This window comes from Methylocystis sp. NC52PC (genome assembly GCF_055698645.1).
This window is the reverse complement of record NZ_CP170127.1, coordinates 2,639,163-2,656,824: the sequence shown is the minus strand read 5'-3', so window position 1 is coordinate 2,656,824 and position 17,662 is coordinate 2,639,163. Positions and strand designations below refer to the sequence as shown.

The following is a 17,662-nucleotide window of genomic DNA, read 5'->3' as shown; positions in this document are numbered from 1 at the left end:
GCGCGCTTCGACGGGTTCAAATCCCCCACGTCATGGCTTCGTAAGCGTAAAGACCAATGCGCGTGGCGTAGATCCCCACGAGCGCAAGACCAAAGGCTTTAACCGTGATCCATAGATAGGCTTCCATGTCAGGGTGCATGACGCCATGCCTCCTCGTCTCTGGTTGATCCGCCTCGGGCTCCCTCATTCTTGACCTCGTCGTAGACGAAGCAAACCGTGGGCCATTTTGGCGCGCCGCGCCTCGCCCAAGACTGACGTGACTCGGCGAACAGGCGTCGCGGGGCCGCCGGTCCAACTCAAGTCTGGCGGCGCCAGCCCTGGCCTGTTACTGGGCTCTCGACCATGCTCACGATCAACGACCTCACCTACCGGCTGGGCGACCGCCTCATTTTCGATCACGCGGGCGTCTTCCTGCCAGGCCGATGCCGCGCCGGCTTTGTCGGCCGCAACGGCGCCGGCAAGACCACGCTTTTCCGTCTGATCGCTGCGGAAATTTCGCCGGAGTCCGGGACTATCGCCCTGCCCGCGCGCACGAGGCTCGGCCGGGTCGAGCAGGAAGCGCCCGGCGGGCCGACCAGCCTGATCGACTTCGTATTGGCCGCAGACCGCGAGCGCGCCGAGCTTCTTGCCCGAGCCGAGAACGCGCACGACCCTCACGACATCGCCGACATCCAGACCCGCCTGGCGGACATTGACGCCCATTCCGCCCCCGCCCGCGCCGCGGCGATTCTCCACGGGCTCGGTTTCGACGCCGCCGCCCAGCGCCGGCCCTTGTCGGAATTTTCAGGCGGCTGGCGCATGCGCGTCGCGCTCGCCGCGGTGCTGTTCTCCCAACCGGATCTGCTGCTGCTCGACGAGCCCACGAATTATCTCGATCTCGAAGGCACGCTCTGGCTCGTCGACTATCTCGCGCGCTACCCGGCGAGCGTTGTGGTCATCAGCCACGATCGCGACCTCCTCGACGCCGTCGCGACGCATATTTTGCACCTCGAACGCGGCAAGCTCGCCCTCTACAAAGGCGATTATTCGGCTTTCGAGAAGCAGCGTCGCGAGGCGCAGCTGCTCGCGGCAAAGGGCGCCCGGAAGCAGGAAGAGCGCCGCAAACACCTGCAGGCCTTCGTCGACCGCTTCCGAGCCAAGGCCACCAAGGCGCGGCAGGCGCAGTCGCGGCTCAAAATGCTCGAGAAAATGGAGCCGGTCGCCGCGATCGTCGATGACAGCGTCCTGCCAATTCACCTGCCCTCGCCGGAGAAGCCGCTTTCGCCGCCGATCATCGCGCTGGAGCGGGTCTCTGTCGGCTATGGCGAGCGCGTGGTTCTCTCGCGTCTGACGCTCTCCCTCTCCAACGACGACCGGATCGGGCTGCTCGGCGCCAACGGCAACGGCAAATCCACCTTCGCCAAGCTGCTCGGCGGGAGGCTCGCGCCGATGGATGGGAAGATGGTGCGCGCCGCCAGGCTGGAGGCGGGGTTTTTCGCCCAGCACCAGATCGAGGACCTCAACGAGCAGGACACGCCTTATCTCGTCTTCTCACGGCTGATGCCCGACGCGCCAGAGGCCCGGGTGCGGGCGCGGGCGGCGCAGACCGGTTTTTCAGGAGCCCGCGCGGACACCAAGGTCGCAAATCTCTCCGGCGGCGAGAAAGCGCGGCTGCTGCTCGGCGTCGCCTCGTTCAACGCCCCGCATCTCCTGATCCTCGACGAACCGACGAACCATCTGGATATCGATAGCCGAGCCGCCCTGATCGAAGCGGTCAATGAATACGAGGGCGCGGTGGTTCTGGTCTCACACGACCGCTATCTGCTCGACGCCTGCGCCGACCGGCTCTTGCTCGTGGACGAGGGAACGGTACGCCCCTTCGACGGCGACATGGACGATTATGCGCGCGTAGTGCTGTCGAAGACCAAGGGGGAGGAGCCCAGGCCCGCGCCGGCGGCGCCCTCGCCCGAGGCGCCGAGGCGCCGCGATGCGGGGCAGATCAGGCGCAAGCTCGCGGCCGCGGAGGACAAGGTCGAAAAATTTACTGGCCTGCTGGCCCGCGTCGACGAAGCGCTCGCCGCGCCGGACGCCTTTGTCCGCAACCCGCAGGAGGCCGCCAAGCTCGCGGCCCAGCGCGAGGATCTCGCCAAGGCGCTCGCCGCCGCGGAAGAGCAATGGCTGGAGTTGGCCAGCGAGGCGGACGGCGCATAAGGCGCGAAACCATTACAGGCGCGCCGCGAGGCATTTGCCGACACGCCGCAGAATTCGCTTCAGCTTGGTTCAGCCCTGCAAGTCGGCGAACTCGGGATGTCGTGCGAGATAGTCCACGACGAAGGAACAGCTCGCCCGCACCTTCAGCCCCTGCTGTCGCGCCGAGAGCAGCGCCCCCTCTATCAGGGCCGAGGCGATTCCTCGCCCCTGCAGAGCGGGCGGCGTTTCGGTGTGGGTGAAAAGCATCACGCTGTCGCGCAGGACATAATCGGCAAGCGCGACCTCGCCGTCGACCGGCAACTCGAACCGGCTCTTCTCGACATTCTGTCGCACCGCACGGCGTTGCAGGTTCATCGCGTCCTCCTTGTTCCCCGACTGGGCGTCGAGAAGGAAAGGCGCAAACCGCTCCGACAGACAAGCGAATTTGTCGACGCCGCCGCTGTTAGCGGCCACGGCTCAGTCTGGCTTCTTTCAGCCTTATGCCGCGGATGATCAAAAAGGCTCCCGCGAGCAACAGAATTTGCGCCTCGAGGTCGCTGACCCTTGCCGCCTCGAGTCCGTGCAGCAACAGCGCCGAGCCCATTAACTTGCTGATCATGCGCCCTCCGGATCCTGCCGCGCGAGATGCGCCGCGCTTAGCGCCTAGTCGTCAAAAGAGACATTAGCTTGGCCCGGTTACGTCATTGTTGCGGCCGGCGTCGAAAGGCCCTGTTGTCCGGGTCTCCCGCCGCCCCATTTTTTTTTGGAAGAAGGCGTCTCCCAGAAAAGGGCGAAGCCATGCACGCGCTCCTGAAATTCAGCATAGTCGTCGCTATTGTGATTTGTGCGGCGAACTTCGGTTTTGGGGTGGAGTTCGTCATCGCGCTCAGCGCCGCGATCTCTGTCTACATGCTATGGGTTTCGCGGCTGAGGCCCGAGCTCATGCTGTATTTCGCCGACCTCCCCAACAACCTCCTCTACTGGATTTGCGTCGGCTTCCCGGTCGGTCTCGTCATCAGAACGCTGGCGTTATCCCTTGTCCTCGTCCCGATCTATGTCCTCAGTCCTTAGACAGATCGGTTGGCGCGAAATTTAATAAATCCTTACCTTGCGCAGATCGACGCAAGCTCCGCGCAAGCTTCGCGCTTGACGAGTGAAAGCCAACTAACTGAAATATAACCAGCTTAAGTCTGCTTTGGGCGATTCGTCGATGTCCAGGACAAATGCATTCGCCGTCCCGGCCCGGATGGTGCGCGCGGGCAGATATCGCGGGCTTGTCGTCTTTGTTCTCTTCCTCGCGCCTCCTTGGGTCGCGGTCGCGGCGCCCCAGGGGAAATCCTATCCCGGCGCATCTCGCAGCGCCTGCATGGCGTCGCGCGCTTCCGGCGCCCGTGACTGCGAGCGCTATTCGCCGAACGGGGCGCGACTGGTTCAAGCCACGGCGCCGCAAGAGAAAGCCGCCATCCTTTCGCCCGACCGCTTCGTCCCCTTCTCCAAGCGCCAGCCTTTTACGGGCGAAGTGACATTCGCGGCCGCGGCGCTCGGCGACATCGACGGCGCGACGATAGAGCCGGCGAGCGAAACGCGTGAAGAACGTCGGCGGCGGCTGAAAAACGCGCCGTTCATCGAGTATTGAGGCGCCCCCGCCCGAGGCGGGGAAGCCGCCGATGCGCCGCCGAAAACAGTCGGGCACATTGACGCCGTCAGGCGCGCGCAATGATTGCAAACGCGCATGCCAACCGCCTAAGCTGGCGCACTTGCGGGAGGCAGGGCGCCATGACGACTGATTATGATCCGATCGCCGAAGAGTATCAACGCGCCAAGCAGCATCCCTGGCGAATCCATATTGAGGCTTACACGCTCGATCAGCTCATTCCCGCCCTCGACGGCCAGTCGGCGCTCGACGTCGCTTGCGGCGAGGGCCATTATACGCGACGCCTTCGCGCAAGAGGCGCGGCGCACGTCATCGGGGTGGACCTCTCGGCGCGCATGATCGAACTTGCGCAGGCGCAAGAAGCAAAGCGGCCGCTGGGGGGCGTCGAGTACCACATCGGCGACGGAAAGGACCTGCCTTTCGAGGGCGCCTTCGATCTCGCCTTCGCCGCCTATTTTCTCAATTACGCCCACGACCGGCGCGAACTGCAACAGATGTGCGACGCAGTCGCGCGGAGTCTCAAGCCTGGGGGGCGTTTCATCACGGTCAACAGCAGTCCGATGCTGGACTTCGACGCCGACCGATCCTACCGGCAATATGGTTTCGAGGCGAAGATCAATGGCGGGGTGAGAGAAGGCGCCCCGATAACCTGGCGCATCTTTCAGGAGGACGGGACTTTCTTCGACATCGAGAACTACTTCCTCGACAAACAGATCCACGAGGACGCGTTCTGCGCGGCCGGTTTCTCGCAGGTTCACTGGCGCGCGCCACGGCTCTCCCCGGAGGGAGAGAAAGCGTTCGGGCGCGACTTCTGGAAGTTATTTCTCGACCATCCGACAATCGCTTTCATCGAATGCGTGAGATAGTTCGCGATATCGTCGACCCCTAATCCCGCTCGGACGCCTGCCGCTCGATTTCTTCCATATCGGCGTCGGACAGGCCGAAATGATGGCCGATTTCATGCACCAGCACATGGGTGACGATATCGGCCAGCGTATCCTCGCTTTCCGCCCAGAAGTCGAGAATCGGGCGGCGATAGAGCCACACCATGTTCGGCTCGGCGCCGGTTTCGGCGAGGTGCTCGCCCTCGGTCAGCCCACGGCCTCGAAACAGGCCGAGAAGATCGAAGTCAGTTTCGCACGCCATCGCGTCCATCGTCTCCTCGTCGGGGAAATCCTCGACGCGAACGACGACGCCCTCGCACAGGCGCGTGAAGCGCTCAGGAAGGGCTTTGAAGGCGGAGTCGGCGAGCGCCTCGATGTCGGCAAGCGACGGGGCGGTCCGCCGGCCCCAGTTCACAGATGATTCGTTCATGGGCCGGACTATGGCGCCGGCCGCATCGCTTCAACAAGTCGCAAGGCCAGGAAAGTCGTTAGCCGCGGCCCCCAGGGCCACGCTGCGCCAGTCCCGCGAATCCTTGCGGCCGAAGCAAAAAAAAGGGGCTTTGCCGCCCCTTTCGTTTTTAACGCCAGTTTCGCACGTCGACGAAGCGGCCGGCGACCGCGGCCGCCGCCGCCATGGCCGGCGATACGAGATGGGTGCGGCCCTTGAAGCCCTGGCGGCCCTCGAAATTGCGGTTGGACGTCGAGGCGCAGCGTTCGCCGGGCGCCAGCCGGTCCGGGTTCATGGCGAGGCACATGGAGCAGCCCGGTTCGCGCCATTCGAAGCCGGCGGCGCGGAAGATCCTGTCGAGCCCCTCCGCTTCGGCCTGCTCCTTCACGAGACCCGAGCCGGGGACGACCATGGCGTTGACCCGCTCATTGACCTTCTTGCCCTCGACCATTTTGGCGGCGGCGCGCAAATCCTCGATGCGGCCATTGGTGCAGGACCCGATAAAGACGCGGTCGATTTCGATGTCTGTCATCCGCTCGCCGCCCTTGAGACCCATATAGGCGAGCGCGCGCTCGATGGCTGCGCGCTTTTGCGGGGTCTTCGCTGAATCCGGCGTCGGCACGAAGCCGTCGATGCGGGCGACGTCTTCGGGGCTCGTGCCCCAGGTGACGATCGGCGGCAGATTGCTCGCGTCGAGGCGAATGATCTTGTCGAAATGCGCGCCCTCGTCGCTAAAGAGCGTCTCCCAGTAACGCCGCGCCATGTCGAAAGCCTCGCCCTTCGGACCCTTGGGGCGGTCCTTGAGATAAGCGAAGGTCTTCTCGTCGGGGGCGACGAGACCGGCGCGGGCGCCGCCCTCGATCGACATATTGCAGACCGTCATGCGGCCTTCCATCGACAGATCGCGGATGGCTTCGCCGGCATATTCGATGACATGGCCGGTGCCGCCGGCCGTGCCGATCTCGCCGATGATCGCGAGGATGATGTCCTTGGCCGTCGCGCCGTCGGCGAGCTTGCCGTCGACCTGCACCAGCATATTGGCGGCCTTCTTCTGGATCAGCGTCTGGGTGGCGAGCACATGCTCGACCTCCGAAGTGCCGATGCCATGCGCCAAAGCGCCAAAGGCGCCGTGTGTCGACGTATGGCTGTCGCCGCAGACGATCGTCATGCCGGGGAGCGTGAAGCCCTGCTCCGGCCCGACGATATGCACCACGCCCTGGCGGCGGTCGTGCTCGTTGTAATATTCGACGCCGAATTCCTTGGCGTTGACGGCGAGCTGCTCGACCTGCGCCTTGCTCTCCGGGTCCTCGATCGGCAGAGAGCGGTCCGTCGTCGGCACATTGTGGTCGACGACGGCGAGCGTCTTCTGGGGCGCGCGGACCTTGCGGCCGGTCATGCGCAGGCCTTCGAAAGCCTGCGGACTCGTCACTTCATGGACAAGGTGGCGGTCGATATAAAGCAGGCAGGCGCCGTCATCCTGGCGGTCGACGACATGGTCGTCCCAGATTTTGTCGTAAAGCGTGCGCGGCGCAGACGAATTGGCGGACATATCTCTTTCCTTCAGAGCCGCAGGCTGCGGCTGTCCCGCATTCCCCGCGAGGCGGCGAGGATTGGGCCGCCCGGCCTCTCCGCGTCGGGCGGAGGAAGCAAAGCGCCCCTTGAATTGAGGCTCTTCTAACCGTAACGCAAGCCGCATGGAAGAGAGATCGCGCCGCCCGCCCGCCCCGACGCCACCCTGCCCGGCATGAGCGCAGCTTCCCTGCCCGCCGGACTTGCCGCCGCAATGGCGGCGCAGCTCGAGCGCCGGCCGCGCAAGGCCCTCGCCGAGAGCGCGCGCCGCCTGTCGGAGAGCTACCGCGCCCATAAGCCCACGAGCGACGCGATCCGCGGCGAAACCGACGCCCTCGCCTATGCCTTGACCCGGATGCCGGCCACCTATGCGGCCGTCGCCGCCGCGCTCGGGCGCTTCGCGGCGGAACAGCCGGGATTCGCGCCGAAAAGCCTGCTCGACGTCGGTTGCGGGCTCGGCGCCGCCGCCTATGCCGCGACCGAAGTCTGGCCGGAAATTAAGGCCGTGGAGATGATCGACCGCAGCCCGGCCTTCCTTGCGCTCGCCGGAACGCTCGCCGCCGAGAGTGGCGTGGCGCAGGTCGCGCGCGCCAGCATCGTCGCCGCCGACATGACGAGGCTCGGCAGGGAGGCAGCCGCGCCGCGCGACCTCGTCGTCGTCGCTTATGCTCTGACCGAACTTGCCGACGCCGCTCTGGCGCAGGTGACGGACGCGCTCTGGTCGGTGACCGGCGGCTCCCTCGCCGTGGTCGAACCGGGGACGCCGCGCGACCATGCGCGGCTCATGCAAGTTCGCGCCCGCTTGATCGAGCTTGGCGCGACCATCCTCGCCCCCTGCCCACATGGGCTGCCCTGCCCGCTCACGCCGCCCGACTGGTGTCATTTCTCGGTGCGGCTGCCGCGGTCGCGCGATCACAAAGCGTTGAAAGGCGCCGAGGCCCCTTTCGAGGACGAGAAATACGCCTACCTCATCGCGGCGCGCGCGGGGACGCCGCCTGCCGGGCGCATCCTCGCCCCGGCGCGTCAGAGCAAGGCGGGAATCGCGTTGAAAAGCTGCGAAGCCGCGGGCCTGCGCGAAATTTTCCTGCCCAAGCGGGACAAGGCTCGCTATGAAGGGAATCGTAAGAAAGACTGGGGCGACTCATGGGCCGCCCTTCCGGAGGCAGATGGATGAACCGACCAAGGGTTGCGCCTTATCTGACCGTCAGCCCGGCCGCCGCCGCCATCGCCTTCTACACAGGCGCCTTCGACGCCAAGCAGCGCGCGATCATGCCTTCCGTCGACGGGCTGCGCATCGCGCATTGCGAATTGGTGATCAACGGCGGCTCGGTGATGCTCGCCGATTTCTTCCCCGAATTCGGCCAGACGCGCGTGCCCATGCCGGGCGACAGCGCCACCGTCTCGGTCAGTCTCGAATATGACTCGGCCAAAGAGGTCGACGACATTTGCGCCCGTGCGGCGAAGCTCGGCGCCAAGATCGAGACGCAGCCGACAAATTCCTTCTGGGGCACCCGCTACGCGAGCCTGCGCGACCCGTTTGGCCACCGCTGGATTTTGAACGGGCCGCTGGACAAGTAGGCCCCTTCCCCGCTGTGCGTGACCGGCTTGGGGAAGGGCAAAACAAAACCGCCCGGGGCCTTGCGGGCCCCGGGCGGCACATAATCCAGCCGAGCTAAGATTACGCGTTCGAGGCCTTGGCCTTGTGGTCGACGCGCTCGGCGATGCGGGCGGACTTGCCGCGGCGGTCGCGCAGATAATAGAGCTTGGCGCGGCGCACCTTGCCGCGACGGACGACCTTGATCGAGTCGATCAGCGGGCCATGGATCGGGAAGACGCGCTCCACGCCCTCGCCGTAAGAAATCTTACGAACAGTGAAGCTCTCGTTGAGGCCGCCGCCGTTGCGCGCGATCACGACGCCTTCATATGCCTGAACGCGCGTGCGCTCGCCTTCCTTCACCTTCACGTTCACGATGACCGTGTCGCCCGGGCGGAAGTCGGGGATATTCTTGCCTTCAATAAGCTTGGCGGCCTGTTCGGCCTCGAGCTGCTCGATGATGTTCATGATTGTAACTCCAGCCGTTTCGTCTGTAGCCTTGCGGCCGACGAGCGTTTCGGAACGCTGTTTTAGTTGAGGCCGCTCCCCATACAGCAGTTGGCGGGCTTTGTCGAGTGTCCGCCGCGAGCTTCAGCGCAAAGAAAGACGCGCGCCGGGGGAGTCCGTCGCGAACAATACGACCTATATAGCCTTGCCGGGGCGGCTGGCCAACTCGACTGAAGAGGAGCGGGACATGTCTCAACAGGAAGAGCGCCAAGCGGATCGCGGCGGCGCCACGCCGAGGGCTTCCGAGTTCATGGCCGAAGGCCGGCAGCGTCTGGAGGATTTCGCCGACGCCCAGTCGCAGTTCTGGGACCGGCTGCAGAGCTCCAACCGCCAATGGCTGGATCGCTTTCAAAACGAAGCGTCAATGGCTGCGGATTTCGCCAACAGGCTGACCTCGGCCAGGTCCTTCACCGAGACCGCGAGTCTGTTTCAGAACTGGACAGTCAAACATATGGAGATGGCCAGCGAAGACGCGCGACGCGTGATCTCGGACACGCAGGACATCTTCGCAGCCGGCGCCCGCTTCTGGACAAAATTTACGGCGGGCGGCGGCGACGGACATAGCCGGGGTCATTGACGACCCGAAGAAGCGCTGGAGCCGGCCAACATCGGGCTCCAGCGACGCTCGGGTCCGTAGCCGCTATCCGCCGCCTTCCATGTCGTGGGCGAAACCGACCTTTATCGTCACCTGATATTTCTCGACATTCCCCTTGTCGATGCGTCCGCGAACCTGGACGACCTCGAACCATTGGAGATTGCGCAGGGTCAGTCCGGCGCGCTGAATCGCCGATCCGATGGCGTCCTCGATGCTGTCCGGCGAGGAGCCGACGAGTTCGACAACCTTGTAAACCGAATTTTCCATGAACCGCTCCCACTGCATCAATGCACGTTGAGATGTAGCGCGGCGGCGCTTCTGGTCATCACGGACTCGGCAGGCCGGGCGACTAGAATTTCTTCACCTCGATCCCGTGCTTTTGCAGCGCATAGCCGATCTGGCGGGGAGTCAAGCCGAGAAGACGCGCCGCCTTCGCCTTCACCCAGCCAGCGCGCTCCATCGCGTCGACGAGTTTCTCATAGTCGGTGCGCGGGTCCTTTTCGATGACCGTGCAGTTCTCGGCTCCCGGGCAGGCGTCGCCCGGCGCATGGGCGACCGGCGGCGCCTCCGCGGGCGCCGGCATGGGGCCCCGCGCCGCCTGCGGCGCGACGATCGGCAGCGGCGTCACGCCCGCCGGCCATTTCGAGGAGGAGCCGCTCCACAGGATCGCCGAGAGGCAGCCGTCCTTGCGGCAGGAGAAATCCTTGTCGACGATCACATCGCCATGGGCCAGCGTGGCTGTGCGATAGATGCAGTTCTCGAGCTCGCGAATATTGCCCGGAAAGCCACATTCGTTGAGCACGCTCATTGCGGATTCGGACAGTCTCAGCTTGCCGCCCTGCTCGTCGTTGAATCGGCGCAGGAACTCATTGGCGAGCTGTTCGAGGTCGCCCTTGCGATCCCGCAGCGGGGGCAGGAAGATCGGCACGACGCTGATGCGATAATAGAGATCCGCCCGGAACTCGCCCTTCTGAACCGCTTCTTCGAGATTGCGGTTCGTCGCGCACACGAGGCGCACGTCGACTTTGAGCGTGCGCGAGCCGCCGACGCGCTCGAACTCGCCTTCCTGCAGAACGCGAAGAAGCTTGGCCTGGAAAGACGGCGTGATTTCGCCGATCTCGTCTAGGAAGAGCGTTCCGCCATCCGCCAATTCGAAACGGCCTTTGCGGAGAGTGGCCGCGCCCGTGAAGGCGCCGCGCTCATGGCCGAAGAGTTCGGACTCGAGCACGCTTTCCGGCAGCGCCGCGCAATTGAGCTTGATGAAGGGCTTGTTGCGCCTCGGCGACTGATCGTGGATCGCCGCCGCAAAAAGCTCCTTGCCCGTGCCGGACTCGCCGCGCAGCAGCACCGTGGATTTCGCTTTGGCGACGATACGAATCTTCTCGATCACCGCCCGCACCGCCGGACTGTCGCCGACGATGCCCTTCAGCCCTTCGGCTTTCACCTCGGGGGGAATGGCGCGGTCCGCCTTTTCGCGCCAGGCGCTTTCCTGCATGAGCCGCTCGCGGTCGCGCGCGATGAGCTTGTGCAGGCGCAACGTCTGACCAACCATATTGGCGACCATGGTCAGGAAGCGCACGTCATGGTCGAAAAGCACGGAGGAGCGATCGCAGCGGGCGCGATCGACCGTCAGCGTGCCGACAACCGTGTCGCCCTCCTTGATCGGCACGCCGATCATTGAAAAGGACTGCCCGTCCTCCGTCCCCCAACCCGAGAGATCCATGCCCTCGAACAGGGGCGAGGCGGCGACGTCCTCGACGATGATCGGCATTTTGGTGGCGATGATCTGGCCGACGGCGCGCTCGGGCAGGCGATCGAAGAACAGTTTCGCAGCCCCTTCGCTCCAGCCGGCGCCCACGACGACCTCGGGCGCGCCCTTGACGTCGAGCAGCGCGATCAGCCCATGCCGCATGTCGAGAAAGCTCGACAGCAGGGTGAGCACGCCCGCGAGGACGTTCTCGAGGCGGGCGGGGGAAGCGAGCAGTTTCGATATTTCGTAGATGCCAACTAGCGCGGTTTCACCTGAGACCGTCGCGCGCGGTGGGGCGGCGCTCAACGCGCCACCGATTTGAAGACCCATTTGGGAGCCTCATACAGGCGTTGTTTTGTGTTTTCATTGCAATTGTCGCGCCAGATCGAAACCATTCCAAAAAGCGAAGAAAGACGAGCATTTAGGCTAGAAGGCGCGAGCGCCGCGCTCGGGCTGCCGACCCTGCATTGATCAAATTTTGCCCAGGCGCCGAATTCACTGGCGCCCCTTCCGGGCGTTCCCCTTTTTCCCACCGGGGTCGGACTCAGACCGCGTGGGTGAATGTCGCCTTGCGGACACAGCTCCGACGTCTTTGCGACAAGCCGCCACAGGACGTCCGGCTCACGCAACAGGCCTATTTTTTACTTCTTTTTCAATGCACTAAGGAAGTTTTTGACGCATGGCACGCTTGTTGCGGACCTCCCGCCAACGCCGCCGGCAAAAATTGGAATTGTTCCAGACACCCCCACAGGGGTCCAACGACAAGCCAGAGAGGTTAACGCAATGGACGACTCTCGCTCCTTCGACGCCTATGACTCCGAGCCCGCGCCGGCGCAGCTCGACGACATCATGCAAAAAATCGCCGAGCACAAAGGCTGCGGAACCTCCGGCGGCAGCGGCAAGGCGAGCTGCGGCTCCGGCGCCGGCGCCGGAGACATGCCCGCCGAGATTTGGGAGAAGGTCAAGAACCATCCCTGCTACAGCGAGGAAGCGCATCATCATTACGCCCGCATGCATGTCGCCGTCGCGCCGGCCTGCAACATTCAGTGCAACTACTGCAACCGCAAATATGATTGCGCCAATGAGTCGCGTCCCGGCGTCGTCAGCGAGAAGCTGACGCCCGAACAGGCCGCCAAGAAGGTTCTCGCGGTCGCTTCCGCCATTCCGCAGATGACGGTGCTCGGCATCGCCGGCCCCGGCGACCCGCTCGCCAACCCGGGCAAGACCTTCAAGACCTTCGAACTGATTTCCGAAGCCGCGCCCGACATCAAGCTGTGTCTCTCGACCAATGGTCTCGCCCTGCCCGACCATGTCGAGACGATCAAGAAATTCAACGTCGATCACGTCACGATCACGATCAACATGACCGATCCCGATATCGGCGCCGAAATCTACCCCTGGGTCTTCTGGAAGCATAAGCGCGTCACGGGCAAGGAGGCGGCGAAGATCCTCACCGACCGCCAATTGCAGGGCCTGGAGATGCTGACCGCCAACGGCATCCTCTGCAAGGTCAACTCGGTGATGATCCCGGGCGTCAACGACGATCACCTCGTGACCGTGAACCGAGAGGTGAAGTCGCGCGGCGCCTTCCTGCACAACATCATGCCGCTCATCTCGTCGCCGGAACACGGCACGGTCTTCGGCCTCAACGGCCAGCGCGGCCCGTCCGCGCAGGAGCTGAAGGCCCTGCAGGATAGCTGCGAAGGCGAGATGAACATGATGCGCCATTGCCGTCAGTGCCGCGCCGACGCGGTCGGATTGCTCGGCGAAGACCGCAGCGCCGAATTCACGACCGACAAGATCATGGAGATGGAAGTCAACTACGATCTGAGCGCGCGACAGGCCTATCAGGAGAAGGTCGAGGAAGAGCGCCTGGCGAAAGTCGCCGCGCGCAACGCAGAGCTCGAGAGCCTTGCCGGCGAGAACGCCGATCTCAAGATCTTGGTCGCCGTCGCCACCAAGGGCAGCGGCCGGATCAACGAGCATTTCGGCCATGCGACGGAGTTCCAGATCTACGAACTTTCCAGCGACGGCGCGAAATTCGTCGGCCATCGCCGCGTCGACCTCTATTGTCAGGGCGGCTATGGCGAAGATGACGCGCTCGAGACGGTCATTCGCGCCATCAACGACTGCACCGCGGTGTTCGTCGCGAAAATCGGCCATTGCCCGAAAGACGACCTCATCAAGGCCGGCATCGATCCCGTCGATCAGTACGCCTATGAGTTCATCGAGCAGTCGGCCATTTCCTACTTCAAGGATTATCTCGCCCGCGTGAAGAGCGGGGAGATCACCCATGTCACGCGCGGCGACGCCGACATCCGTCAAGGCGCCTACGTCCCCGTGAATGCGTAAAAACCAGCAAAGGAGCTTGACCCATGACCTACAAGATCGTCGCTTCTCAATGCACGTCGTGCTCCGCCTGCGAGGCGGAGTGCCCGAACGTCGCCATCTCGGAGAAGAACGGCACCTTCGTCATCAATCCCAAGAAGTGCACGGAGTGCATCGGCTATTTCGACGTGCCGCAATGCGTCGCGGTCTGCCCGGTGGACAATACCTGCATCATCGACACCTCCTATCCTCGCTATCAGCCGAGCGCCTAAATGAAGATCGAATTTACTCCCGCCGCCGAGAAGTTCATCCGCCGCCTCGTGACATTCGACGGCGGACCGGGCTACGGCCTTCGTCTCCTCGTCTCGCCGGGTGGATGCTCCGGCATGTCGGCGGAGTTCTCCGTCGAGCCGGCTCCAAAAGACGGCGAGCAGGTCTATGCGCATGGCGCCTTCAAGCTGTTCCTGCCGGCGCAGAGCCGCCTGCTCCTTGACGGCGTGACCATCGACTTCAAGGAAACGGCCACGTCGACCGGCTTCGTTTTCATCGACCCGAAAGCAAAGAGCTGCGGTTGTTCGACGACCGACGCCCCCGCTTTCGAGGAGACAGCCTGAAAGAGCCTGACATGACTGGTGACGCGGCGATGCAGACAGTCGAAATGGCGACGCAGGATTTCCCTGCCGCCGCCATACTCGGCAAGGGTCTACCCGAGGAAGCCGAACGCCTGCTGCGCGCCGCGGCCATGTCTTACGACCAGGATGACTTGGCGCTCAAATATCTGATGGAGGCGCGTCTCCTCGCGCCGACTCATCCAGCGACGCTCATCGGTCTTTATCGCTTCTATTTCTACAAGGGGCGCCTCGCCGAGGCGCGCGGCGTCGCGGAGACCTGCCTCACACGCGCCGCCATTGACAATTCCCTGCCGCTCAATTGGCGCGACGTCGCGCCGCAGGACGCCGCCTTCGGCGACTACGACGCGGTCGGACCCCGCTTTTTCATGTTTTCGTTGAAGGGCTACGCTTATCTGAGCATGCGGCTCGGCGACCTGGACGAAAGCGCCGCCGCGATTAACAAGCTGCTGGAGCTCGACCCCGCCGACAAAGTCGGCGCAAAAGTGCTCCTGGAGGTTTTGGAACGTCGAGGACTCGAAGATGTCGACTGACGACATCGACGAAGCCATCGACTGGCAGGGGGTCGCAGTTGATTGCGCGCCGTGCGCGCATAGAGACCGCCTCGCGGAGGGACGCTGCAAGCCGCTGCGGGCCTGCGTGCATGATCGTTACGCCCGGCGCATCGACCGCTTCTTCGACTGGAACCCAGACCTCGCGCGCATTTATGTGGCGCATCCCTATTTCGAGGTTCGCGCCTGCGCGGCCAAGGCTGCGGAGATCTTTCTGCTGCCGGCCATGCTCGACGATCCGGAAGAAGCCGTGCGCTGGAGCGCCGCCCGTCGGCTGCCGCGACGTTACATTTTGAAGCTGCGCAGCGATCCGCATCGCGAAGTGCGCATCCGCATCGCGGGAAGACTGGAGGGCACGGACCTCCTGCCCATGATGACTGATGAGGATTACGCTGTCCGACAAGCGGTCGCCAAGCGTTTGCCGCCAGACTTGCTGGTGCTGATGATCAATGACGCCGACGCGAGCGTCCGCCGCGTCGTGGCGAGCCGCATCGAGCAGGCGGCGCTGATGCGTCTCGCTAAGGACCCCGACCCCGTGGTTCGCCTCGAAGCCGCCAAGCGGATGGAGCCCGACGATCTGAAGGCGCTGGCGAAGGATACCGATTGGCGCATTCGCTACGAAGTCGCGCAGCGCGCCGACATTTCGGTTATCTCCCCGCTCGCCAATGACGAAGATCCATTGGTGCGCGAATGCGCCAGTGAAAGGCTCGCCGCAGCCGGCGCCCAGGCGTCAACGAACGTCATCGTCGCACAGAGACGGAGCGATCCATGACCAACATCAGCCGAGACAGCGACCACGTCGAACTCGATGGACCGCCCTATTTCGACTACGGCGACAAGGTGCGCGCGCGTCGCACGATCCGCAACGACGGCACCTTCCCCGGCAAGGACATCGGCGAAATCCTCGTGACCAAGGGCGAGGTCGGCTATGTCGTCAACATCGGCACGTTTCTCCAGCAGTTTTACATTTACGGCGTGGAGTTCGAAAGCACCGGACACCGCGTCGGCATGAAGCGCAAGGAGCTGGAGCCCATCGAACTCGCTGGCGAGGAGGATGAATAATGAGCGGACCCGCAAAATTCGACTGGGGCCTGCGCGTGCGGGCGATCACTGACCTCGTCAACGACGGGTCCTACCCCGATCGCGCGGCGGACGAGCTTCTGGTCAAGACGGGCGATACGGGCGAGATCGTCAACGTCGGCATGCATGTTGAATCAGAAACGCCGGTCTATCTCGTCGAATTCGCGCCGCAGCTCGTCGTGGGTTGCCTCGAAGACGAGATCGAGCCCGTCTGATCGTTCACAACCGGCCAAAGAAAGAGGCGCAACGTGAAAGTCATGATCCGCAGAGATTCCGAAGGTGTCCTCTCGGCCTATGTCCCCAAGAAGGATCTGGAAGAACCGATCGTCGAAGTCGAAACGCCGGAAATGTGGGGCGGCTCGGTGACGCTCGCCAATGGCTGGAAGCTGCAGCTTCCGGAGATGGCCGAGGGCACGTCGCTGCCAATCACTGTAGAAGCCAAGAAGATCGGGTGAGGCGAAACATGACGATTGCTCCCGCGCAAGTCTCGCAGATTGACGCAGCGCTGGCGACGGCGCAGGCCGACCCGCAAACGCTCGTCGCCCTCCGACAACTTGCGCCGGGGCTCGCCGTCACGCGCTGCGACGCAATCGACATGCGCGACGAGACGCCGTTCCGCATCTACGAGAAGGTCTCGCTCTATCTCATCGACGGGCGCGACCACTGCTGGAAAATCACTCAGGATCCGGGCTGCGCGACCGGAATGGCGCTGGCCCCGAATGGAGGCGCTGCATGAAGACCACGCTTCTGCCGTTGAATGATCCGGACCTGACGCAAAGCGATCTCGAGGCGGTGCTCGAGATTCTCCAGTCGCCGCGCATTTCCATGGGCGATACGGTGCTCGCCTTCGAGGAAGAATTCGCGCGCTACCTCGGTCGCAAGCATGCCGTCGCCGTCGCCAGCGGCACGATCGGCCTGCTGTTGATCTTGCGCGCGCTCGGCGTCGGCCCGGGCGACGAAGTGATCACGTCCGCCTACTCCTTCCGGGAAGCGACGCAAGCCATCGCGCTTTCCGGCGCGCGTCCGGTTTTTGGGGACATTGATTACTGGGCCGGCACGCTCGATCCGGAAAAGGCCAAAAAGGCCATCACGGAGAAGACGCGCGCCATCGTCGCCTCCAACACCAACGGACACCCTGCCCCGTGGGGTCCGTTGCGCGCGCTTGCGACGGACGCCAATGTCGCCCTGATCGAAGACTCCACGGAAGCGATCGGTTCCGTGTATCAGGGCAAGCTCGTGGGCTCGTTCGGCGATTGTTCGCTCTTCGACTTTTCGCAGCCTGGCGGCTTGATCTGCGGCGAAGGCGCGATGATCGTCACGGACAATGACGAGACGGCGACCATGCTGCGTCGCTTGCGCAGTCGCCGAATAGAGGAGCGTTCCTCCGTCGTGCTCGGCGCCTGGCCGGCCCTGCAAGCGGGCCTGAGCGACATGGCGGCGGCGCTCGGCCTCGCGCAGCTGCGCCGAGTCGAACTTCTGCTTGCGCGCCGCAAGCGGGTCGAACGCTGGTTCCTGGAATATGTCCGCTCCTTCGAGGGCATCAAGGACCCGTATATCGCTCCCGAAGTCGAGCAGTGTCACTGGTTCCTTTACGTCGTGCATCTCGGCACGCGCTTCACGCGATCGAGCCGGGACGCCATCGTCGAGGATCTGCGCCAGGAGAAAATCGAGGCTTGCGCCTATGCGCAGCCGCTGCATCTCCAGCGATATTACATTGATCTCGGCTATCGACGCGGCGATCTCTTCGTCACCGAGAAGGTCGCCGAGCGCGCCGTCGCTCTGCCTTTCCACGCCCATCTGACCGAAGAGCAGGTCGCCTTCGTCGTCGGAACGATGAAGGACGCGTCGATCAACGTCGGCGCGGGCACGGCCATCTACCTTTGACGGCCTTCGCCGTCTCAAAA

The 17,662-nt window shown here is 63.9% G+C and carries 25 protein-coding genes; 17 read left to right on the top strand and 8 right to left on the bottom strand.

The genetic code is table 11. From position 1 onward, the window contains the following. Positions 1 to 16 precede the first annotated feature (16 nt). The gene (locus ACETII_RS14840) at positions 17 to 139 is read right to left on the bottom strand and encodes a hypothetical protein (protein ID WP_472786006.1); all 123 of its coding nucleotides are present in this window, start codon (positions 137 to 139) and stop codon (positions 17 to 19) included. A 203-nt stretch (positions 140 to 342) separates the two neighbouring features. Between ACETII_RS14840 and ACETII_RS14835 the strand changes: the two genes are divergently transcribed. Then, positions 343 to 2,190, top strand: coding sequence for an ABC-F family ATP-binding cassette domain-containing protein (locus ACETII_RS14835; RefSeq protein ID WP_472786005.1), 1,848 nt, complete (start codon positions 343 to 345; stop codon positions 2,188 to 2,190). Between the two features lie 69 nt (positions 2,191 to 2,259). On the opposite strand, the gene ACETII_RS14830 is transcribed toward ACETII_RS14835, so the two are convergent. Together ACETII_RS14830 and ACETII_RS14825 are read right to left on the bottom strand one after the other, a co-directional pair. After that, a complete protein-coding gene (locus ACETII_RS14830; RefSeq protein ID WP_472788174.1) occupies positions 2,260 to 2,544 on the bottom strand; it encodes a GNAT family N-acetyltransferase in 285 nt (94 codons plus the stop codon). Positions 2,545 to 2,632: 88 nt separating this feature from the next. Continuing rightward, positions 2,633 to 2,788 (bottom strand): hypothetical protein, encoded by a 156-nt coding sequence (locus ACETII_RS14825; protein ID WP_363347099.1) that lies wholly within the window; start codon positions 2,786 to 2,788, stop codon positions 2,633 to 2,635. 179 nt (positions 2,789 to 2,967) lie between these two features. Here ACETII_RS14825 and ACETII_RS14820 point away from each other — a divergent pair, with 179 nt between their 5' ends. From ACETII_RS14820 to ACETII_RS14810, 3 genes are all read left to right on the top strand, one after another. After that, a complete protein-coding gene (locus tag ACETII_RS14820) occupies positions 2,968 to 3,240 on the top strand; it encodes a hypothetical protein (RefSeq protein ID WP_363347096.1) in 273 nt (90 codons plus the stop codon). Positions 3,241 to 3,379: 139 nt separating this feature from the next. Next, positions 3,380 to 3,805, top strand: coding sequence for a hypothetical protein (locus ACETII_RS14815; RefSeq protein ID WP_472786004.1), 426 nt, complete (start codon positions 3,380 to 3,382; stop codon positions 3,803 to 3,805). Between the two features lie 140 nt (positions 3,806 to 3,945). After that, positions 3,946 to 4,689, top strand: coding sequence for a class I SAM-dependent methyltransferase (locus ACETII_RS14810; RefSeq protein ID WP_472786003.1), 744 nt, complete (start codon positions 3,946 to 3,948; stop codon positions 4,687 to 4,689). A gap of 19 nt (positions 4,690 to 4,708) precedes the next feature. Here ACETII_RS14810 and ACETII_RS14805 read toward each other — a convergent pair whose 3' ends face one another. Both ACETII_RS14805 and leuC read right to left on the bottom strand, forming a co-directional pair. Next, complete coding sequence (locus tag ACETII_RS14805; protein ID WP_472786002.1) at positions 4,709 to 5,137, bottom strand: metallopeptidase family protein; 429 nt, start codon at positions 5,135 to 5,137, stop codon at positions 4,709 to 4,711. A 148-nt stretch (positions 5,138 to 5,285) separates the two neighbouring features. Next, entirely contained in the window at positions 5,286 to 6,704 is a 1,419-nt protein-coding gene (gene leuC, locus ACETII_RS14800; RefSeq protein ID WP_472786001.1) for a 3-isopropylmalate dehydratase large subunit, read from the bottom strand. A 195-nt stretch (positions 6,705 to 6,899) separates the two neighbouring features. Here leuC and ACETII_RS14795 point away from each other — a divergent pair, with 195 nt between their 5' ends. After that, entirely contained in the window at positions 6,900 to 7,898 is a 999-nt protein-coding gene (locus ACETII_RS14795) for a small ribosomal subunit Rsm22 family protein (RefSeq protein WP_472786000.1), read from the top strand. Then, complete coding sequence (locus tag ACETII_RS14790; RefSeq protein ID WP_363347084.1) at positions 7,895 to 8,302, top strand: VOC family protein; 408 nt, start codon at positions 7,895 to 7,897, stop codon at positions 8,300 to 8,302. The genes ACETII_RS14795 and ACETII_RS14790 overlap by 4 nt, the downstream gene beginning before the upstream one ends. 100 nt (positions 8,303 to 8,402) lie before the next feature. Here the strand turns inward: ACETII_RS14790 and rplS are convergent, their stop codons facing one another. Beyond that, the gene (gene rplS / locus ACETII_RS14785) at positions 8,403 to 8,786 is read right to left on the bottom strand and encodes a 50S ribosomal protein L19 (RefSeq protein ID WP_363347082.1); all 384 of its coding nucleotides are present in this window, start codon (positions 8,784 to 8,786) and stop codon (positions 8,403 to 8,405) included. 226 nt (positions 8,787 to 9,012) lie between these two features. On the opposite strand from rplS, the gene ACETII_RS14780 reads away from it, so the two are divergent. Further along, positions 9,013 to 9,402, top strand: a complete 390-nt coding sequence (locus ACETII_RS14780) for a hypothetical protein (protein ID WP_363347081.1) — start codon at positions 9,013 to 9,015, stop codon at positions 9,400 to 9,402. A 63-nt stretch (positions 9,403 to 9,465) separates the two neighbouring features. On the opposite strand, the gene ACETII_RS14775 is transcribed toward ACETII_RS14780, so the two are convergent. Then, entirely contained in the window at positions 9,466 to 9,687 is a 222-nt protein-coding gene (locus ACETII_RS14775) for a dodecin (RefSeq protein ID WP_363347079.1), read from the bottom strand. 82 nt (positions 9,688 to 9,769) lie between these two features. Next, complete coding sequence (nifA, locus tag ACETII_RS14770) at positions 9,770 to 11,500, bottom strand: nif-specific transcriptional activator NifA (protein WP_363347077.1); 1,731 nt, start codon at positions 11,498 to 11,500, stop codon at positions 9,770 to 9,772. A gap of 453 nt (positions 11,501 to 11,953) precedes the next feature. On the opposite strand from nifA, the gene nifB reads away from it, so the two are divergent. The 10 genes from nifB to ACETII_RS14720 are packed head-to-tail and all read left to right on the top strand — an operon-like array spanning position 11,954 to position 17,642. Beyond that, entirely contained in the window at positions 11,954 to 13,522 is a 1,569-nt protein-coding gene (gene nifB, locus ACETII_RS14765; protein WP_405044804.1) for a nitrogenase cofactor biosynthesis protein NifB, read from the top strand. 23 nt (positions 13,523 to 13,545) lie between these two features. Further along, entirely contained in the window at positions 13,546 to 13,770 is a 225-nt protein-coding gene (locus tag ACETII_RS14760) for a 4Fe-4S dicluster domain-containing protein (RefSeq protein WP_363347075.1), read from the top strand. Then, positions 13,771 to 14,112, top strand: a complete 342-nt coding sequence (locus tag ACETII_RS14755; RefSeq protein WP_363347073.1) for a HesB/IscA family protein — start codon at positions 13,771 to 13,773, stop codon at positions 14,110 to 14,112. It abuts the gene before it with no gap. Between the two features lie 11 nt (positions 14,113 to 14,123). Beyond that, positions 14,124 to 14,660: a hypothetical protein gene (locus ACETII_RS14750; RefSeq protein ID WP_472785999.1), complete on the top strand. Its 537-nt coding sequence runs from the start codon at positions 14,124 to 14,126 to the stop codon at positions 14,658 to 14,660. After that, positions 14,650 to 15,450, top strand: a complete 801-nt coding sequence (locus tag ACETII_RS14745) for a 4Fe4S-binding leucine-rich repeat protein (RefSeq protein ID WP_472785998.1) — start codon at positions 14,650 to 14,652, stop codon at positions 15,448 to 15,450. Before ACETII_RS14750 ends, ACETII_RS14745 begins: the two co-directional genes overlap by 11 nt. Further along, complete coding sequence (locus ACETII_RS14740; protein ID WP_472785997.1) at positions 15,447 to 15,740, top strand: nitrogen fixation protein NifZ; 294 nt, start codon at positions 15,447 to 15,449, stop codon at positions 15,738 to 15,740. Before ACETII_RS14745 ends, ACETII_RS14740 begins: the two co-directional genes overlap by 4 nt. Then, positions 15,740 to 15,973 carry a nitrogen fixation protein NifZ gene (locus ACETII_RS14735; protein WP_363347065.1) on the top strand — a complete coding sequence of 78 codons (234 nt, stop codon included), beginning with the start codon at positions 15,740 to 15,742 and terminating at the stop codon, positions 15,971 to 15,973. The genes ACETII_RS14740 and ACETII_RS14735 overlap by 1 nt, the downstream gene beginning before the upstream one ends. A gap of 42 nt (positions 15,974 to 16,015) precedes the next feature. Then, positions 16,016 to 16,213: a putative nitrogen fixation protein NifT gene (nifT, locus tag ACETII_RS14730; RefSeq protein ID WP_472788173.1), complete on the top strand. Its 198-nt coding sequence runs from the start codon at positions 16,016 to 16,018 to the stop codon at positions 16,211 to 16,213. 8 nt (positions 16,214 to 16,221) lie between these two features. Beyond that, positions 16,222 to 16,494: a hypothetical protein gene (locus tag ACETII_RS14725; RefSeq protein ID WP_363347063.1), complete on the top strand. Its 273-nt coding sequence runs from the start codon at positions 16,222 to 16,224 to the stop codon at positions 16,492 to 16,494. Continuing rightward, the gene (locus ACETII_RS14720) at positions 16,491 to 17,642 is read left to right on the top strand and encodes a DegT/DnrJ/EryC1/StrS family aminotransferase (protein WP_472785996.1); all 1,152 of its coding nucleotides are present in this window, start codon (positions 16,491 to 16,493) and stop codon (positions 17,640 to 17,642) included. Before ACETII_RS14725 ends, ACETII_RS14720 begins: the two co-directional genes overlap by 4 nt. Positions 17,643 to 17,662 lie beyond the last annotated feature (20 nt).

Coding starts and splice junctions, on each gene's coding strand:
- ACETII_RS14840 (WP_472786006.1), bottom strand. CDS start 139: ATGCACCCTGACATGGAAGCCTATCTATGGATCACGGTTAAAGCCTTT.
- ACETII_RS14835 (WP_472786005.1), top strand. CDS start 343: ATGCTCACGATCAACGACCTCACCTACCGGCTGGGCGACCGCCTCATT.
- ACETII_RS14830 (WP_472788174.1), bottom strand. CDS start 2,544: ATGAACCTGCAACGCCGTGCGGTGCGACAGAATGTCGAGAAGAGCCGG.
- ACETII_RS14825 (WP_363347099.1), bottom strand. CDS start 2,788: ATGATCAGCAAGTTAATGGGCTCGGCGCTGTTGCTGCACGGACTCGAG.
- ACETII_RS14820 (WP_363347096.1), top strand. CDS start 2,968: ATGCACGCGCTCCTGAAATTCAGCATAGTCGTCGCTATTGTGATTTGT.
- ACETII_RS14815 (WP_472786004.1), top strand. CDS start 3,380: ATGTCCAGGACAAATGCATTCGCCGTCCCGGCCCGGATGGTGCGCGCG.
- ACETII_RS14810 (WP_472786003.1), top strand. CDS start 3,946: ATGACGACTGATTATGATCCGATCGCCGAAGAGTATCAACGCGCCAAG.
- ACETII_RS14805 (WP_472786002.1), bottom strand. CDS start 5,137: ATGAACGAATCATCTGTGAACTGGGGCCGGCGGACCGCCCCGTCGCTT.
- leuC (WP_472786001.1), bottom strand. CDS start 6,704: ATGTCCGCCAATTCGTCTGCGCCGCGCACGCTTTACGACAAAATCTGG.
- ACETII_RS14795 (WP_472786000.1), top strand. CDS start 6,900: ATGAGCGCAGCTTCCCTGCCCGCCGGACTTGCCGCCGCAATGGCGGCG.
- ACETII_RS14790 (WP_363347084.1), top strand. CDS start 7,895: ATGAACCGACCAAGGGTTGCGCCTTATCTGACCGTCAGCCCGGCCGCC.
- rplS (WP_363347082.1), bottom strand. CDS start 8,786: ATGAACATCATCGAGCAGCTCGAGGCCGAACAGGCCGCCAAGCTTATT.
- ACETII_RS14780 (WP_363347081.1), top strand. CDS start 9,013: ATGTCTCAACAGGAAGAGCGCCAAGCGGATCGCGGCGGCGCCACGCCG.
- ACETII_RS14775 (WP_363347079.1), bottom strand. CDS start 9,687: ATGGAAAATTCGGTTTACAAGGTTGTCGAACTCGTCGGCTCCTCGCCG.
- nifA (WP_363347077.1), bottom strand. CDS start 11,500: ATGGGTCTTCAAATCGGTGGCGCGTTGAGCGCCGCCCCACCGCGCGCG.
- nifB (WP_405044804.1), top strand. CDS start 11,954: ATGGACGACTCTCGCTCCTTCGACGCCTATGACTCCGAGCCCGCGCCG.
- ACETII_RS14760 (WP_363347075.1), top strand. CDS start 13,546: ATGACCTACAAGATCGTCGCTTCTCAATGCACGTCGTGCTCCGCCTGC.
- ACETII_RS14755 (WP_363347073.1), top strand. CDS start 13,771: ATGAAGATCGAATTTACTCCCGCCGCCGAGAAGTTCATCCGCCGCCTC.
- ACETII_RS14750 (WP_472785999.1), top strand. CDS start 14,124: ATGACTGGTGACGCGGCGATGCAGACAGTCGAAATGGCGACGCAGGAT.
- ACETII_RS14745 (WP_472785998.1), top strand. CDS start 14,650: ATGTCGACTGACGACATCGACGAAGCCATCGACTGGCAGGGGGTCGCA.
- ACETII_RS14740 (WP_472785997.1), top strand. CDS start 15,447: ATGACCAACATCAGCCGAGACAGCGACCACGTCGAACTCGATGGACCG.
- ACETII_RS14735 (WP_363347065.1), top strand. CDS start 15,740: ATGAGCGGACCCGCAAAATTCGACTGGGGCCTGCGCGTGCGGGCGATC.
- nifT (WP_472788173.1), top strand. CDS start 16,016: ATGATCCGCAGAGATTCCGAAGGTGTCCTCTCGGCCTATGTCCCCAAG.
- ACETII_RS14725 (WP_363347063.1), top strand. CDS start 16,222: ATGACGATTGCTCCCGCGCAAGTCTCGCAGATTGACGCAGCGCTGGCG.
- ACETII_RS14720 (WP_472785996.1), top strand. CDS start 16,491: ATGAAGACCACGCTTCTGCCGTTGAATGATCCGGACCTGACGCAAAGC.